The organism is Nonomuraea rubra (genome assembly GCF_014207985.1).
In the GTDB taxonomy this organism is placed as follows: Bacteria; Actinomycetota; Actinomycetes; order Streptosporangiales; family Streptosporangiaceae; genus Nonomuraea; species Nonomuraea rubra.
Genome location: NZ_JACHMI010000001.1, coordinates 6263354 through 6277360, shown reverse-complemented (window position 1 = coordinate 6277360; position 14007 = coordinate 6263354). Strand labels below are relative to the sequence as shown.

The following is a 14007-nucleotide window of genomic DNA, read 5'->3' as shown; positions in this document are numbered from 1 at the left end:
GGCCAGCGCCCCGGCGAACAGGGGAGCGGCGGAGGCGAAGCGGTAGGTGAGCGAGCGGCCGTGGTACAGCATGCCGCCGCCGGCGTCGAAGGTGCGGGCGTAGCCGTCGAGGAAGCGGCGCAGCCGCGGGCCATCGTGGGGGCCTCCCGGATCGGCCGCCGGGTGATCGAGCTGCTGCGGCCGTTCTCGTTCCAGGTGCTGGTCAGCGACCCGTACCTGGGGGAGGACCACACCGAGCCCGAGTTCCTGCCCGCCGGATCCCGCCTCTACGACCTGCCCAACGTGCTGGTCACCCCGCACATCGCGGGCCCGCTCGGAGGCGAGCTGGCCCGGATGGCCGACCTCGCGCTCGACGAGCTGACCCGGTACGCCCGCGGACTGCCGTTCGCGCACGCGGTGGAGCCCGCCACGCTGTCACGCTCCGCCTGACCCCCGAAGCCTTCGCCGGCCGGCCGATGGACCTCACCCGCCGGCGAAAGTCCCTGTCTCCAAACAGCGGACGGCGGGCCCTCACAGCGGAAGAATGTCCGGCATGACACTGCCTGCCCTGCCCGAGGAGTCCTTCCAGCGCGTGCTCTGCGTCGTCGCGCACCCCGACGACATGGAGTACGGCACGTCCGCGGCCGTCGCCCGCTGGACCGCACGCGGCATCGAGGTCGGCTACCTCCTGCTCACCCGCGGCGAGGCCGGCATGCCGACCCCTCCCGAGGAGACGGCACGCCTGCGCGTCGCCGAGCAGCGGGCCGCCTGCGCCGCCGTCGGCGTCAAGCACCTGACCGTCCTCGGCCACCCCGACGGCGTCCTCGTCTACGGGCTCGACCTGCGCCGCGACATCTGCCGGGAGATCCGCCGCTTCAAGCCCGACGTCGTCCTCGGCACCGGCTACGACATCGAGACCCCCTACGGCTTCGACCAGGCCGACCACCGCGCGGCCGGGCTCGCGACCCTCGACGCGGTACGCGACGCCGGCAACCGGTGGGTCTTCCCCGAGCAGGTCGACGAGGAAGGCCTCGAACCGCACTCCGCGCGCTGGTACATCGTCCCCGGAATGGCCGGCTCCGCGACCCACGGCGTCGAGGTCACGGGCGAGCCGCTCCTGCGCGGCATCGCCTCACTCGAGGCGCACGCCGCCTACCTGGCCGCACTCCCCGGCCACCCCGCCCCCGCGGACTTCATCCCGACGTTCACCGCGATGAGCGGAAAGGCCATGGGTGTCGAGCACGCCGTCCTGTTCCGCGCCCACGACCTGCAGGCACCGCCGGGCTTCTCCGCCGAGGCCACCCAGGACTGACCTGCTTCCTCAGAGGCCAAGCAGGGTGATGCTGTAGACGACGATCCAGGCGGCCCAGCCGAGCCAGCCGATCAGGCCGGTCACCGCGATGCGGTTGGTGCCGCCGGCGTTGTACGGGGCGGCCATGGAGGAGACGAACAGCAGGGCGGCGCTGATCCAGCCCAGCCACGCGTGCCAGGCGGGGATGAACGCCAGGCTCACCCCGGCGGCGGTGAAACCGAGCACCGCGATGGCCAGGAAGACCTGGTTGAACCCGAACAGCACGTTGCCGAACGCCCACAGCCCGGCCACCGAGCCGCGGTGGTGCCGGGCGGCCGCGACCATCCCGAAACGCAGCGATTCGACCACCATGAAGGTGGCGTTCTGCATGAGGACGCCGGCGAAGCCGAGCATGGCCCAGGCGTTGCTGCCGGGCTGCTCGCCCCGCCAGAGCGCGGCGAGCAGCCCGGCGGCGAACACGGTGGTGAACAGCCAGGTGGCCGGGGCGACGATCGAGGGCGCGTTGAGCCGCCTGCCGAGGCCGGCCAGCGCGTCGGTGACCGCGTCCAGGGGCTGGCCGGAGGTGGGCAGCGGGAGCCCGGCGCGGAGGTAGACGACGTTGATGACGATCGCGAGCAGCACGAATCCCATGCCCGCGACACCCGCGAGACTGGTGAGGGTCACGGTGACCACCAATTGACTTTACGGCGCATATATTGAATATAAGCCGCGTAGGGACAGGGTTGCAATCATGGAGAACGAGACAGGGCGGCGCAGCTACAACTCGCTGCGCCGCGTGACGCAGGCGAAGCAGACGCGGGCGGGGATCGCGGAGGCCGCGCGCCGGCTGTTCCTGTCGCAGGGCTGGGCGGCGACCACCGTGCGCGACGTCGCCCGGGAGGCGGGGGTGGCCGTTCCGACCGTGTACGCGGCGTACCAGAACAAGGCGGGGCTGGTCTGGGCGCTGGCCGACGCCGCGGACCTGGCCGCGGACCTGCCCCGGCAGATCGACGAGCTGGAGGCCACCACCGACCCCCGGCGGCACCTGGCCGCAATGGCCGGCTACGACCGGCGCCTCTTCGAGCGCGCGGGCGACCTCATCGCCCTGATCCGTGACGCGGGCCGCACCGAGCCCGACTTCGCGGACTTCTACCTGCTGGGCCGGCGGCAGGTCGGCGAGTACCGCACCCAGGTGTTCTCCTCCTGGCCGGACGGCACGCTCCGCCCCGGGCTGGACGTGCCCACCGCCGTCGACATCTATGCCGCCCTGTGCAACATCGACGTCTACACCACCCTGCGCACCGAACGTTCCTGGCCGGCGGACCGGATCGAGCGCTGGTGGGGTGAGGCGCTGGCCCGCGAACTGCTGAGCCGTCCGGCCGGCGCCCCATGAGGCCGGGTCACCAGTTGGTGAAGGCCCCGTCCGGGGTGCGCAGGTGCGGGCGTTCGGCGGCGACGGCCTGGTGGCGCCGCGCCGCGGCCCGGTCGATGTCCACGCCCAGCCCGGGCAGCTCCGGCAGCTCCACGCGCCCGCCCCTGATCGTGGGCCGGGACGTGAACAGCGCGTCGATCGCGGGCTCCGGCTGGGCCTGGTGCTCCTGGACCGCGGCGTTCGGGGTGGCGAGGTTCAGGTGCAGCGAGGAGGCCGCGGTCACCGGGCCGAGGGGGTTGTGGGTGGCGAGCTTGATGTAGTGGGTCTCGCACATCGCCGCGATCTTCCTGGCCTCGGTGAGGCCGGCCGCCACGCCCACGTCCACGCGGGCGTAGTCGATCAGGTCCGGCTCCACCAGGCGCTGGAACTCCCACTTCGAGCCGAACTGCTCGCCCGCCGCCAGCGGCACCGCCGTACGGGCCCTGAGCATGCGGTAGGCGTCCAGGCCCTCGCTGCGCAGCGGGTCCTCCACGAAGTACGGTCGCGCCGCCTCGATCTCCCTGCACAGCGTGACCGCCTCCGGCGGGTCGAGCCTGGTGTGCACGTCGAGGATCAGCTCCACCTCCTCGCCCACCGCCTCCCGCATCCGGTGGAACAGCGCGATCCCCGCCCGCATCGAGGCCCGCTGGTCGAGCACCCCGTCCGGCGCGTGCGGCACCGCGAAGCGCAGGTGCCGCCAGCCGCCGGAGACCAGGGCGCGCGCCTTGTCCAGGAACGCCTCCACGTCGTGGTAGTCGTCGCCCAGGTGCGTGTAGGCCGCCACGTGATCCCGCACCCGCCCGCCGAACAGCTCGTAGAGCGGCACGCCGAGGGCCTTGCCGCGGATGTCCCACAGGGCCACGTCCACCGCGGCGATGGCCGCCGACAGGAACCGGTCGGCGGGGAAGAACCCGCGCCGGAACAGCACCTGCCACAGGTGCTCGATCCTGGCGGGGTCCTCGCCGATCAGGAGCTCGCCCAGGTGCTCGATGGCCCCGGCCACGGCCTTCTGCCTCGACCTGATGCCGACCTCGCCGAGGCCGTACAGGCCCTCGTCGGTGTCGATGACCAGCAGCATCATGCTGTCGCCGTGATCGGGCAGGGTGAGCAGCTCCCAGCCGGTGATCTTCATGTGACCCCCTTGAAAACGATCCCGCAAACATTCAGATCTGCATCATGACAGAGCGGCGCTGAGTTGAACAGGTCGGGGGTTTTCCCGTACGAAACACTCTTGACGCATTCCGGGAACGTTTGCAACGATCCTCCCAGCCAGTCGACACGGGAGGACGGACGCGTGGCGGTAACGATCAAGCAGGTGGCGAGCGCCGCCGGGGTGTCCGTCTCGACGGTCTCCCGTGCGTTCACCGCGCCGGAGCAGGTGCAGCCGCAGACCCTGCAGCGGGTCCGCGAGGTGGCGGCCGAGCTGGGCTACTCGCCCAACCCCGCCGCCCGCTCACTGCGCGGCGGCAGGACGGGGTCGATCGGCCTGATCATCCCCGACATCGCGAACCCGTTCTTCCCGCCGATCTTCAAGGCGATGCAGGCCCGCGCCAGGCGGCTCGGCTACACCGTCCTGGCCGCAGACACCGACGAGCGCGAGTACGACGAGCTGGAGACCATCGCCGCGGTGTCCAAGCAGGTGGACGGCCTGATCCTGTGGGCCTCCACCCTGCCGGAGGAACGGCTGCGCGAACTCGGCGCCGAGATGCCCACCGTCCTGGTCAACCGGCACGTCGAAGGGCTGCCCGAGCTGCGCATCTCCCTGTCGCAGGGGATCGCGCAGGCCGCCGAGCACCTCAAGGCGTACGGGCACACCCGGTGCGTCTTCGTCAACGGCGAGCACGGCGAGCACGGCCGCGGCAAGTCCATCAGGGAGGTCTTCGAGGCCCACGACCTGACGCTGACCGAGCTCGGCCCGTACGAGCCCCGCTTCGAGACCGGCGTGCACGCGGCGACGCTCGTCGCGGCGGGCGAGGCGACCGCGGTGCTCGCGCACAACGACCTGGTGGCGCTCGGAGTGCTGCACCAGTTCGCCAAGCTCGGCATCGGCGTGCCCGGCCAGGTGAGCGTGATCGGGATAGACGACACGCTGCTCGCCGCCACCTCCACCCCCTCACTCACCACGATCAGGATCTCGGCCGACGAGATCGCCACCCGGGCCGCCGACCTGCTGGTCAACACCATCACGGGCAAGAGCGGGGCGCGGGCCGTCGAGATCGGCTCGCGCCTGATCCCCCGGGCCTCCACGGGCGCCGCCCCCGGCTGAGCCCGCACCCACGTTCAGCGACCCCCCTTCCGGTACGGCCCGCGCGCCCTACCGCCATCTCGACCTGCGCCACCTCCACCACAGGAGTCATCATGAAGCTGACCGCCGGCCTCCTCGGCTGCGCCGTACTCACCACGGCGCTCGCCGGATGCGGGTCCCCCTCCTCCGGCGAGCCCGGAACCGTCGTGATCCGGGTCCAGGGCATGCCTCCCGCCACGGACAAACCGGGCCTGGAGCAGTTCAAGAAGATGGTGGCGGAGTTCGAGCGGCGCAACCCCGGGATCAAGGTGCAGGGCTCGACCACGGTGTTCGACCCGCTGACGTTCTCCGCCAAGCTGGCGGGCGGCAAGGTCGAAGAGGTGATCAAGGTTCCGCTGACCGAGCCGCAGGGCCTCATCGCCCGCAAGCAGGTCAGGCCGCTGACCAAGGAGCTGTCGGGCTGGGCCCACTACAAGGAGTTCAACCCTCAGGTCCTGCGCCCGCTCAGCGACGCGGCCGGCGAGGTGTACGGCGTCCCGCAGGCACCCTTCGCCCAGGGCCTGGTCTACAACCGCGACCTGTTCACCAAGGCCGGGCTCGACCCCGACAAGCCGCCCGCGACCTGGGACGAGGTCAGGGCCGCGGCCAAGGCCATCTCTGCCAGGACCGGCAAGGCGGGCTTCGTGCACGAGTCGAAGAACAACCAGGGCGGCTGGCAGCTCACCATGCTCGCCTACACGCACGGCGGCGAGATCGAGCGCGAGGAGGGCGGCAGGTACGTGGCCGCCTTCAATGCCGACCCGGTGAAGAAGGCGCTGGGCCTGCTCAAGGAGATGCGCTGGACGGACGACTCCATGGGCGACTCGCAGCTCAACGACCAGAACGACGTGATCAAGCGGTTCGCCGCCGGCGAGATCGGCATGTACATGGGCACGCCGGGCACCTACCGGCTGGCCAAGATGACGTACGGGATGGAGGACACCGACGCGTTCGGCGTCGGCCCGCTGCCTCAGGCCGGCGGGAACGCCACGCTGACCGGCGGCGACGTCTACCTGGTGCCCAAGTCCGTGACCGCGGAGAAGGCCGCCGCGGCGGTGAAGTGGCTGCTGTTCGCCTACGCCGAGCCGCAGTACGACCCGGCCGTCGCCGCCTCCAGGGCCAAGGAACTGGCCGCCGACCCCGAGTCGGCGGTCGGGGTGCCCACGCTGCCGATGTTCGACGCCACGCAGCAGGCCAAGATCGACGAGGCCGTCAAGCCGTACGTGAACGTCAAGCTGGAGCACTTCCGCCCCTGGCTGGAGGGCACCCCGTCGCTCACCCTGCGCCCCGAGCCCGCCGTTCAGGCCCAGCAGGTGTACGCGGTGCTCGACACGGTGGTCCAGGCGGTGCTCACCGACGAGGACGCGTCCGTGGACGCCCTGCTGGCCAAGGCGGAGACGGACGTCAACGCCAAACTCGCGGCGGCCAGGCAGTGAGTGCCGGACGCGCCGGGACGCCCGCCATCCCCCTTCCCGCCGTGGCGGCGAGCCCCGCCGTCAAGCGGGGCCGCCACACGCTGACCGCGCTGCTGTTCCTCGTCCCGGCGCTGGTGGTGTTCGGGGTGTTCTCCTGGTGGCCGATCGTCAGGGGCCTGCTGATCAGCTTCCAGGAGACGAACCTGGTCGACGCCGCCACCTGGGTGGGCCTGGACAACTTCCGCGCCCTGTTCGCCGACCCGCTGCTGGGCACGGCCGTGGCCAACACGCTGCTGTTCGTCGGGCTGGCCCTGCTCATCGGCTTCCCCGCGCCGCTGGTGCTGGCCGTGGTGCTGTCGACCGTACGCAGGGGCGCGGGCGTCTACCGCTTCCTCGTCTACCTGCCCGTGGTGGTGCCGCCCGTGGTGGCGATCCTGCTCTGGAAGTGGTTCTACGACCCGGGGCACGGCCTGTTCAACGGGCTGCTCGCCCTCGTGGGGCTGGGGCCCTACCCGTGGCTGGACTCGCCGGACACGGCGATGCTCAGCCTGGTCCTGCAGTCCACCTGGGCGGGCATGGGCGGCGCCGTGCTGATCTACCTGGCCGCGATCGTCGGCGTCCCGTCCGAGCTGTACGAGGCCGCGCAGATGGACGGGGCGTCGATCTGGACGCGCGTGTGGCACATCACGCTGCCCCAGCTCCGCCCGGTGATCGGCCTGCTGCTGCTGATGCAGCTCATCAGCACCATGCAGGTCTTCACCGAACCGTACGTCTTCACCGGCGGCGGCCCGGAGAACGCCACGCTCACCGTCCTGCTGCTGATCTTCAGGTACGCCTTCCAGGACGGCGCCTACGGCCAGGCGGCGGCGCTGTCGTTCCTGCTGGCGATCGTCCTGGGCCTGCTGTCGGCCGTCTACCTGCGGGCCACCAGGAGCTGGAGCGCGTCATGAGCCTGATCTCACCCGTGGAGGAGCGCCGCCCGGCCGTCAGGGCGGGACTGCGTACGATCCAGGCGCTCACGCTGGCCTTCCTGGTCCTGATCGGCCTCGGCCCCCTCTACATGACGGTCAAGGGCGCGATGTCGCCGAGCGCCGACCTGATCTCCAAGCCGCTCGACCTGTGGCCCGCCGACCCGCGCCCGGAGAACTTCGCCACCGCCTGGGACGACCTCGGCATCGGCCACTACCTTCTCAACACCGTGCAGGTGGTGGGCGGTTCGTGGGCGGTGCAGCTCGTCGTCGCGGTCACCGCGGGCTTCGCGCTGTCGGTGCTGCGGCCCTGGTTCGGCAGGTACGTCTACGGCGCGATCCTGGCCACGATGTTCGTGCCCTACACGGTCTCGATGACCAGCCTGTTCCTGACGGTCATCGACCTGGGGCTGGTGGACTCGTACTGGTCGATCTGGCTGCCTTCGGGGGCCTACGCGTTCAACGTGCTGCTGGCCAAGCGGTTCTTCGACGCGCTGCCGCCCGAGCTGTTCGCGGCGGCGCGGGTGGACGGGGCGAACACGTGGCAGTTGCTGACCAGGATCGTGCTGCCGATGAGCCGCCCGATCCTGGCCGTGATCAGCCTGCTGGCCGTCATGCACAGCTGGAAGGACTTCATCTGGCCGCTCGTGGCCATCACCGACCCCGAGAAGCAGCCGATCAGCGTGGCCCTGGCCAACCTGGCCGAGCAGGCGCCGCAGGACGAGCTGATCGCCGCCATGGCGATGGCGCTGGCGCCGCCGGTGCTGGTGTTCCTGGTCTTCCAGAAGCACATCGTGGCCGGGCTCGGCTTCACCGGCATCAAGGGCTGACATTTCACGAAAGGCACCCCCATGGCCGAAATTTCCCGTCGTATCCTCCTGCAAGCTCTCCCCGCCGCGGCCGGCGCGACCTTCGCCGCCACACCCGCCGCGGCCAGTACTCGGACCGGCCCCCAGAGCGGTGACGCCGCCGAGCCGATCTCCGTCCAGGCCGACGGCATCACGCTGATCGCCGAGGCGGGTGGCTCGATCCTGGTGCGCGACGACGCCGACCGCCTCCGGCTCAGCCACTTCATGATCAAGGACACCGTGCTCGGGCAGCAGCGCACGTTCGGCGGCACGCCCTCGCTGGTGACCGTGGACGGCAGGCCCGCCATCCAGGTCGACTACGTGATGTCGGCGTCGGCCCAGCAGGTCAAGGTGCGCGGCCTGTTCACCGTCTCGGCCCGCAGGGCGCACCTGCGCTGGGAGGTGAGCGGCAGCACCACCCTGACGCCTTCCGGCTTCATGTTCGCCAGGACCGTGCTCGGCCCCTCGGCGCCCGAGCGCTACGTGCCCGTCACCCGGTGGACCCGCGATCCGCGCGGCGGCGTCCCGTACGAGGTCAACGCCGGCGCCCTCTACCAGGAGACCTGGGCGGACGGCGCCGCGTTCATCCGCCTGGACAAGACCACGCCCGGCTTCACCAACGCCACCTGGATCCACGCCCCCGCCACCACCGGGACCGTGACCGAGGCCGAGCTGGTGCTCGGCGCGATGCGCCCGTCGGCCGCCAACGGCCTGGCCACCGGGCTCCCGCTGAGCGTGGACACCTGGTGCGAGCAGCCGTTCGGCCTGTACGAGCCGGACGCGCGCATGAGCCTCAGAGCCCAGGTCGTCAACGGCTCGGCCACCGAGCGCAGCGTGCGGCTGACCTGGTGCGCCCGCGACTTCGACGGCAGGAAGGCCGGGCACGGCACGCTGACCAGGACGCTGGCTCCCGGAGCGGTCTGGGACGAGGCGTTCACGGTCGCAGGCTCCGCCCAGGGCATCCTGTTCGCCGAGGTCAAGGCCGTCTCCGACACCGACGAGGCGTTCGCCAGGACGAACCTGGCCACGCTGAAGCCGTACGACTACCAGGCCGAGGGCAGGTTCGGCGTCTCCAACTACTTCTGGATGCTGGTGCCGGACAAGGAGTCGGTCGGGACGCTGATGCGCAGGATCGGCGTGAAGTCGGTCCGCATCGCCTACGACGGCGCGCCCGGCCACTCAGCCGCCGAGCTGGACGCGCTCGGCGTCCCGCACAACGTGCAGCTCGGCGGCGTCATCTTCAACGGCACGCCCGAGCAGATCGCCGCCTGGGCCGACGACCGCGCGGCCGTCGCCAGGGCGTCGGGCGCCCGCTACTTCGAGGTCGCCAACGAGCTGAACAACCCGTGGATGCAGGGCAAGCGGGTGCCCGAGTACATCCGCGACGGGCTCAAGCCGATCCACGACCGGCTCAAGGACTCCGGCATCAAGCTGCTGAACTGCGGCCTCGGCGGCATGGACACGGTGTGGACCGCGAAGTTCATCGAGGCGGGCGGCTGGGACCTGATCGACGGGTTCGCCTTCCACCCCGGGCGCGGCAACTTCACCCCCGACTACGCGCCACCGCCCGAGGAGTGGGAGCAGGGCGAGAACGGCACGTACTGGAACTTCCTCGGCGCGCTGAAGGAGGCTCGCAGGACCATCGACGAGCAGGGCGGCGGCAAGGAGCTGTGGCTCACCGAGGCGTACGCCTGCACCAGGCCGAACCGGTGGTGGAACGACAACCACCGGCAGGCGGCGGAGAACGTGCTGCTCACCCTGGCGCTGGCGGTCTCGGAGGGCGTGGACGGGGTGAACTGGTACCAGCCCCACGACAGCACGATCCACCATCCGCAGGAGGCCGACCCCGCCAACCCCGAGTACCACTTCGGGCTGATGAACCGCGACACCAGCGTCAAGGCCGCGCTGCTGGCCTACGCCACGGCCACCCGGACCCTGGAGGGGGCGAGGTTCGTCCGCTGGCTGACCTTCCCCGACCCGGAGCTCAAGGGCCTGCTGTTCGACGGGTTCTCGATCCTGTGGAGCCGCAAGGACGGCTATCTCCAGCACGCCGACCACGGCGCCGACCAGTGGTATCCGCACCAGGAGGCCTGGGCCGACCACTGGCCGACCAAGACGCCCCTGCTCCTGCCCGCCGAGGGCGCCACGGTGCGCGAGGTGGACTGCATCGGCCGCGAGCGCACCCTGCCCGTCCGCAACGGCAAGGTGCGGGTGGTCCTCGACGGCGCGCCCCGCATCTACTACGGATTGAGCCAATGAGAGAAGAAACCGTAAGTCATGACATCACCGTCGTGGGTGGCGGCCTGGCGGGCGTGTGCGCGGCCGTCGCCGCCGCCCGGCTCGGCCGTACGGTGGCGTTGGTCGGCAACCGTCCGGTGCTCGGCGGCAACTCCAGCAGCGAGGTGCGCGTCTGGGTGTGCGGTGCGACCGGCCACGGCAAGAACCACCACGCCCGCGAGGGCGGCATCATGGGGGAGCTGCTGGTCGAGAACCAGTACCGCAACCCGCTCGGCAACCCCTACCTCTGGGACACCACGGTGCTGGACGCGGTCCGCGCCGAGCCCGGCATCTCGCTCTACCTCAACACCGACGTCCGCCTCGTGGACGCCGGCGAGAGCGGGATCTCCTCCGTCACGGGCTGGATGATGGGCTCGGAGCGGCTCATCACGTTCGAGTCGCCGCTCTTCCTCGACTGCACCGGCGACGGCCTGGTCGGCCACCTCGCGGGCGCCCGTTACCGCATCGGCCGCGAGGGCCGCGCCGAGTACGGCGAGCCGTGGGCGCCGGACGAGCCCGACGACATCACGCTGGGCAGCACGCTGCTGTTCTACACGAAGGACGCGGGGGAGCCGGTCCGCTACGTCCCGCCGAGCTTCGCCAAGGACATCACCACCACCTCCATCCCCGAGCGGCGCATCATCAAGGCCGGTGACAACGGCTGCGCCTACTGGTGGATCGAGTTCGGCGGCGAGCTGGACACCGTGCACGACAACGACCGCATCAGGGACGAGCTGTGGTCGGTCGTGTACGGCATCTGGGACTACATCAAGAACTCCGGCAAGTTCGACGCCGACACGATGACGCTCGAATGGGTGGGCGCGCTGCCGGGCAAGCGCGAGTACCGCCGCCTGCTCGGCGACTACGTGCTCACCCAGCACGACGTCCTCGGCCAGACGCCGTTCGACGATCGGGTGGCGTTCGGCGGCTGGTCGATCGACCTGCACCCGCCGCAGGGCATGTACGCCACCGAGGCCGGCGCCAAGCAACGCTACGCCGACGGCATCTACCACATCCCCTACCGCTCGCTCTACTCGGTCAACGTGCCCAACCTGCTCATGGCCGGGCGCAACATCTCCGCCTCCCACGTGGCGTTCGGCTCGACCAGGGTGATGGCCACCTGCGCCACGATCGGGCAGGCGGCGGGCACGGCCGCGGCGCTCTGCGCCGAGCGCGGCACGCGCCCGCGCGACCTACCGGCCGCCGACCTGCAGCGGACCCTGCTGCGCGAGGACGCCTCCGTCGTCGGGCTGCCGCTCGACGACCCCGCCGACCTGGCGGGCGCCGCCACCGCGTCGGCGTCGAGCACGCTGACCCGCCTGGTCGTGGACGTCCCGGCCGGCCTGTGGCCGCTCGATGCGGACGCCGGGCTGGTGCTGCCCGCCGACCCGGCACTCGGCGGCGTGCGGCTGCTGGCCGACGCGGCCGGCGACACCACGCTGACCGTCGAGCTGCACGACCCCGTGCTCGGGCAGAACTACGTGCCGCGCGAGCTCGTCACGACCAGCGCGATCCCCCTGCCCGCGGGCGAGAAGCAGTGGGTCGACCTGCGCCTGGACTGGCGGCCCGAGACTCCCCGCAACGCCTTCCTCGTCATCAAGGCGAACCCGCTGGTCGGCCTGCACGTCGCCGACCAGCCGGCGCCCGGTGTGCTCTGCTTCACCAAGGTGCCGCTGCGCCCCCAGGACGAGAGCCCCCAGCCGCTGCGCGAGTGGGCGGACACGGGACTGCTGCGCCGGACGTTCTGCCTGGAGACGGGCGCCACGCAGGCGTTCGCCCCGGACAAGGCTCTCGACGGCTACCAGCGCCCCTACGCCGGGCCGCACATGTGGGTCTCCGGCACGCTGCCCGCCACCCTGCACCTGGAGTGGCCGGGGCCCGTGACGATCGCGCGCATCGAGGTCATCGCCGACGACGACGTGAACGAGGACCTCATCAACCTGCACCACCACCGGACCCCGTTCGAGGTGCTGCCCACGCTCGTCCGCGACTACCGGGTCGAGGTGCGGCGGGGCGGGGCGTGGCACCCGGTGGCCGAGACCCGCGAGAACCGGCGGCGGCGCAACGTGCACGTCCTCGGCGAGCCCGTGCCGGCCGACGCGCTGCGGATCGTGGTCGAGGCCACGAACGGCGCGCCGTCCGCCCACGTCGTCGCCGTCCGCGCGTACCCTCCTGAGTACGGTCCGCGCGGCGGACGGACGGGAGGCGAGCGGTGAGCGGCGGCGTGCGGCGGGTGCTGGTGACGGGCGCCGCGGGGCGCATCGGGCGTGCCGTGCTCGACCTGCTGGCCGACCAGGGGATCGCGGCCGCCGCGCTGGTCCTGGACGACCCCGGCGACCTGCCCGCCGACCTGGTGGTCGCGGGGGACGCGGCCGATCCGGCCGCCGTACGCGCCGCGCTGAAGGGCGCCGACGCCGTCATCCACCTCGCCGCCATCCCGACCCCGGAGCGGGACCCGGCCGAGAAGGTGTTCGCCGTCAACACCCAGGCCACCTTCACCGTGCTCGAACAGGCGGGGCTGGCCGGGGTCCGGCAGGCGTGCGTGGCGAGCTCGCAGGCGGCCGGCGGGCTGGCGTTCGCCTCACGAGAGCTGCATCCGGCCTACGCGCCGGTCGACCACGACCTGCCGTCGCAGGCCGAGGATCCGTACGCGCTGTCGAAGCTGGTGGACGAGCTCACGGCGGAGACGATGGCGCGCAGGCACGGGATGAGCGTGGTCTCGCTGCGCCTGCCGTACGTCGGGGGAGCGGACGAGCGGCTGCGCGCCTTCGCCGCCGCGTGCGCGGCCGACCCCGGGCTGCACGCGCGCGGGCTGTGGGCGTACCTGGAGGTGCGGGACGCGGCTCGGGCCTGCGTGCTGGCGCTCGGCGTGCCGGGGCCCGGCGCGCGCACGGTGCTGGTCGCCGCCCCGACGACGCTCGTGCCCCATCCCACCGAGGAGCTGATGCGCCGCTATCACCCGGCGACCGAGCTGCGCGCCCCGCTGCCCGGCCGTACGGTGCCGATCGATCTCAGCCGGTCAGCCGGGCTGCTGGGCTTCACCGCCCGGTTCGTCCTTTGAGGCGGCCTCCAGCCGCTCGAACGGGCTCGGGCCGTCGTACGGCTTCGGCGGGGCGCCGAGATGGCGGACGCGCAGCTCGTCCATGAGCTCCTCGAGGAACGCCGGGCCCGCATCGCGCATGAGCTGCTGCCGGTGCCGGAGCTCGGCGCTGCCCGGGCGCCAGTCGAGGCCCCAGTCGCCGAGGGCGTAGATGATCGGAAGAGTCCGGATGCCGGCTTCGGTGAGGCTGTAGCGGGCGCGCTGCCCCCGCGCGGCGGTGCCGCGGGTGAGGAGCCCCGCCTCGACGAGCCGCACGAGGCGGTCGGCGAGGATGTTCGACGCGATGCCCTCGACCGACCCGGTGAGCAGCGCCCGGAAGTAGCGGCGATCGCCGAAGATGACGTCGCGCAGCACGAGCAGCGACCAGCGATCTCCGAGCACCTCGACGGTGGCGTTGACCGGACACCCGGACCGTGGTTCCACGCTTCCTCCTT

At 71.7% G+C, this 14007-nt stretch carries 13 protein-coding genes and 1 pseudogene; 10 read left to right on the top strand and 4 right to left on the bottom strand.

The window, feature by feature from the left end; translation table 11 throughout:
• Positions 1–15: 15 nt before the first annotated feature.
• A pseudogene (locus HD593_RS61910) lies at positions 16–72 on the bottom strand (hypothetical protein); the annotation flags it as partial.
• Here HD593_RS61910 and HD593_RS61905 point away from each other — a divergent pair.
• Positions 61–429 (top strand): Rossmann-fold NAD(P)-binding domain-containing protein, encoded by a 369-nt coding sequence (locus HD593_RS61905; RefSeq protein WP_246546770.1) that lies wholly within the window; start codon positions 61–63, stop codon positions 427–429. The pseudogene HD593_RS61910 and the gene HD593_RS61905 overlap by 12 nt on opposite strands.
• A gap of 103 nt (positions 430–532) precedes the next feature.
• Positions 533–1291 (top strand): PIG-L deacetylase family protein, encoded by a 759-nt coding sequence (locus HD593_RS28600; protein WP_185105122.1) that lies wholly within the window; start codon positions 533–535, stop codon positions 1289–1291.
• 9 nt (positions 1292–1300) lie between these two features.
• On the opposite strand, the gene HD593_RS28595 is transcribed toward HD593_RS28600, so the two are convergent.
• Positions 1301–1963 carry a hypothetical protein gene (locus tag HD593_RS28595; RefSeq protein ID WP_185105121.1) on the bottom strand — a complete coding sequence of 221 codons (663 nt, stop codon included), beginning with the start codon at positions 1961–1963 and terminating at the stop codon, positions 1301–1303.
• A gap of 58 nt (positions 1964–2021) precedes the next feature.
• On the opposite strand from HD593_RS28595, the gene HD593_RS28590 reads away from it, so the two are divergent.
• Positions 2022–2663: a TetR/AcrR family transcriptional regulator gene (locus tag HD593_RS28590; RefSeq protein ID WP_185105120.1), complete on the top strand. Its 642-nt coding sequence runs from the start codon at positions 2022–2024 to the stop codon at positions 2661–2663.
• 7 nt (positions 2664–2670) lie between these two features.
• Here the strand turns inward: HD593_RS28590 and HD593_RS28585 are convergent, their stop codons facing one another.
• A complete protein-coding gene (locus HD593_RS28585) occupies positions 2671–3813 on the bottom strand; it encodes a mandelate racemase/muconate lactonizing enzyme family protein (RefSeq protein WP_185105119.1) in 1143 nt (380 codons plus the stop codon).
• A gap of 162 nt (positions 3814–3975) precedes the next feature.
• On the opposite strand from HD593_RS28585, the gene HD593_RS28580 reads away from it, so the two are divergent.
• From HD593_RS28580 to HD593_RS28550, 7 genes are all read left to right on the top strand, one after another.
• A complete protein-coding gene (locus HD593_RS28580) occupies positions 3976–4947 on the top strand; it encodes a LacI family DNA-binding transcriptional regulator (RefSeq protein ID WP_185105118.1) in 972 nt (323 codons plus the stop codon).
• Positions 4948–5039: 92 nt separating this feature from the next.
• A complete protein-coding gene (locus HD593_RS28575) occupies positions 5040–6401 on the top strand; it encodes an ABC transporter substrate-binding protein (protein WP_185105117.1) in 1362 nt (453 codons plus the stop codon).
• Complete coding sequence (locus HD593_RS28570) at positions 6398–7330, top strand: carbohydrate ABC transporter permease (protein ID WP_185105116.1); 933 nt, start codon at positions 6398–6400, stop codon at positions 7328–7330. The genes HD593_RS28575 and HD593_RS28570 overlap by 4 nt, the downstream gene beginning before the upstream one ends.
• A complete protein-coding gene (locus HD593_RS28565; RefSeq protein WP_185105115.1) occupies positions 7327–8178 on the top strand; it encodes a carbohydrate ABC transporter permease in 852 nt (283 codons plus the stop codon). Before HD593_RS28570 ends, HD593_RS28565 begins: the two co-directional genes overlap by 4 nt.
• 21 nt (positions 8179–8199) lie before the next feature.
• On the top strand, positions 8200–10455 hold the full coding sequence (locus HD593_RS28560) for a hypothetical protein (RefSeq protein ID WP_185105114.1): 2256 nt from the start codon (positions 8200–8202) through the stop codon (positions 10453–10455).
• Positions 10452–12689, top strand: coding sequence for an FAD-dependent oxidoreductase (locus tag HD593_RS28555; protein ID WP_185105113.1), 2238 nt, complete (start codon positions 10452–10454; stop codon positions 12687–12689). The genes HD593_RS28560 and HD593_RS28555 overlap by 4 nt, the downstream gene beginning before the upstream one ends.
• Positions 12686–13534, top strand: a complete 849-nt coding sequence (locus HD593_RS28550) for an NAD-dependent epimerase/dehydratase family protein (RefSeq protein WP_221525015.1) — start codon at positions 12686–12688, stop codon at positions 13532–13534. The genes HD593_RS28555 and HD593_RS28550 overlap by 4 nt, the downstream gene beginning before the upstream one ends.
• Here the strand turns inward: HD593_RS28550 and HD593_RS28545 are convergent.
• Entirely contained in the window at positions 13493–13996 is a 504-nt protein-coding gene (locus HD593_RS28545) for a winged helix-turn-helix transcriptional regulator (RefSeq protein ID WP_185105112.1), read from the bottom strand. The genes HD593_RS28550 and HD593_RS28545 overlap by 42 nt on opposite strands.
• Between the last annotated feature and the right edge of the window lie 11 nt (positions 13997–14007).

Coding starts and splice junctions, on each gene's coding strand:
- HD593_RS28555 (WP_185105113.1), top strand. CDS start 10,452: ATGAGAGAAGAAACCGTAAGTCATGACATCACCGTCGTGGGTGGCGGC.
- HD593_RS28560 (WP_185105114.1), top strand. CDS start 8,200: ATGGCCGAAATTTCCCGTCGTATCCTCCTGCAAGCTCTCCCCGCCGCG.
- HD593_RS28590 (WP_185105120.1), top strand. CDS start 2,022: ATGGAGAACGAGACAGGGCGGCGCAGCTACAACTCGCTGCGCCGCGTG.
- HD593_RS28600 (WP_185105122.1), top strand. CDS start 533: ATGACACTGCCTGCCCTGCCCGAGGAGTCCTTCCAGCGCGTGCTCTGC.
- HD593_RS28575 (WP_185105117.1), top strand. CDS start 5,040: ATGAAGCTGACCGCCGGCCTCCTCGGCTGCGCCGTACTCACCACGGCG.
- HD593_RS28565 (WP_185105115.1), top strand. CDS start 7,327: ATGAGCCTGATCTCACCCGTGGAGGAGCGCCGCCCGGCCGTCAGGGCG.
- HD593_RS28585 (WP_185105119.1), bottom strand. CDS start 3,813: ATGAAGATCACCGGCTGGGAGCTGCTCACCCTGCCCGATCACGGCGAC.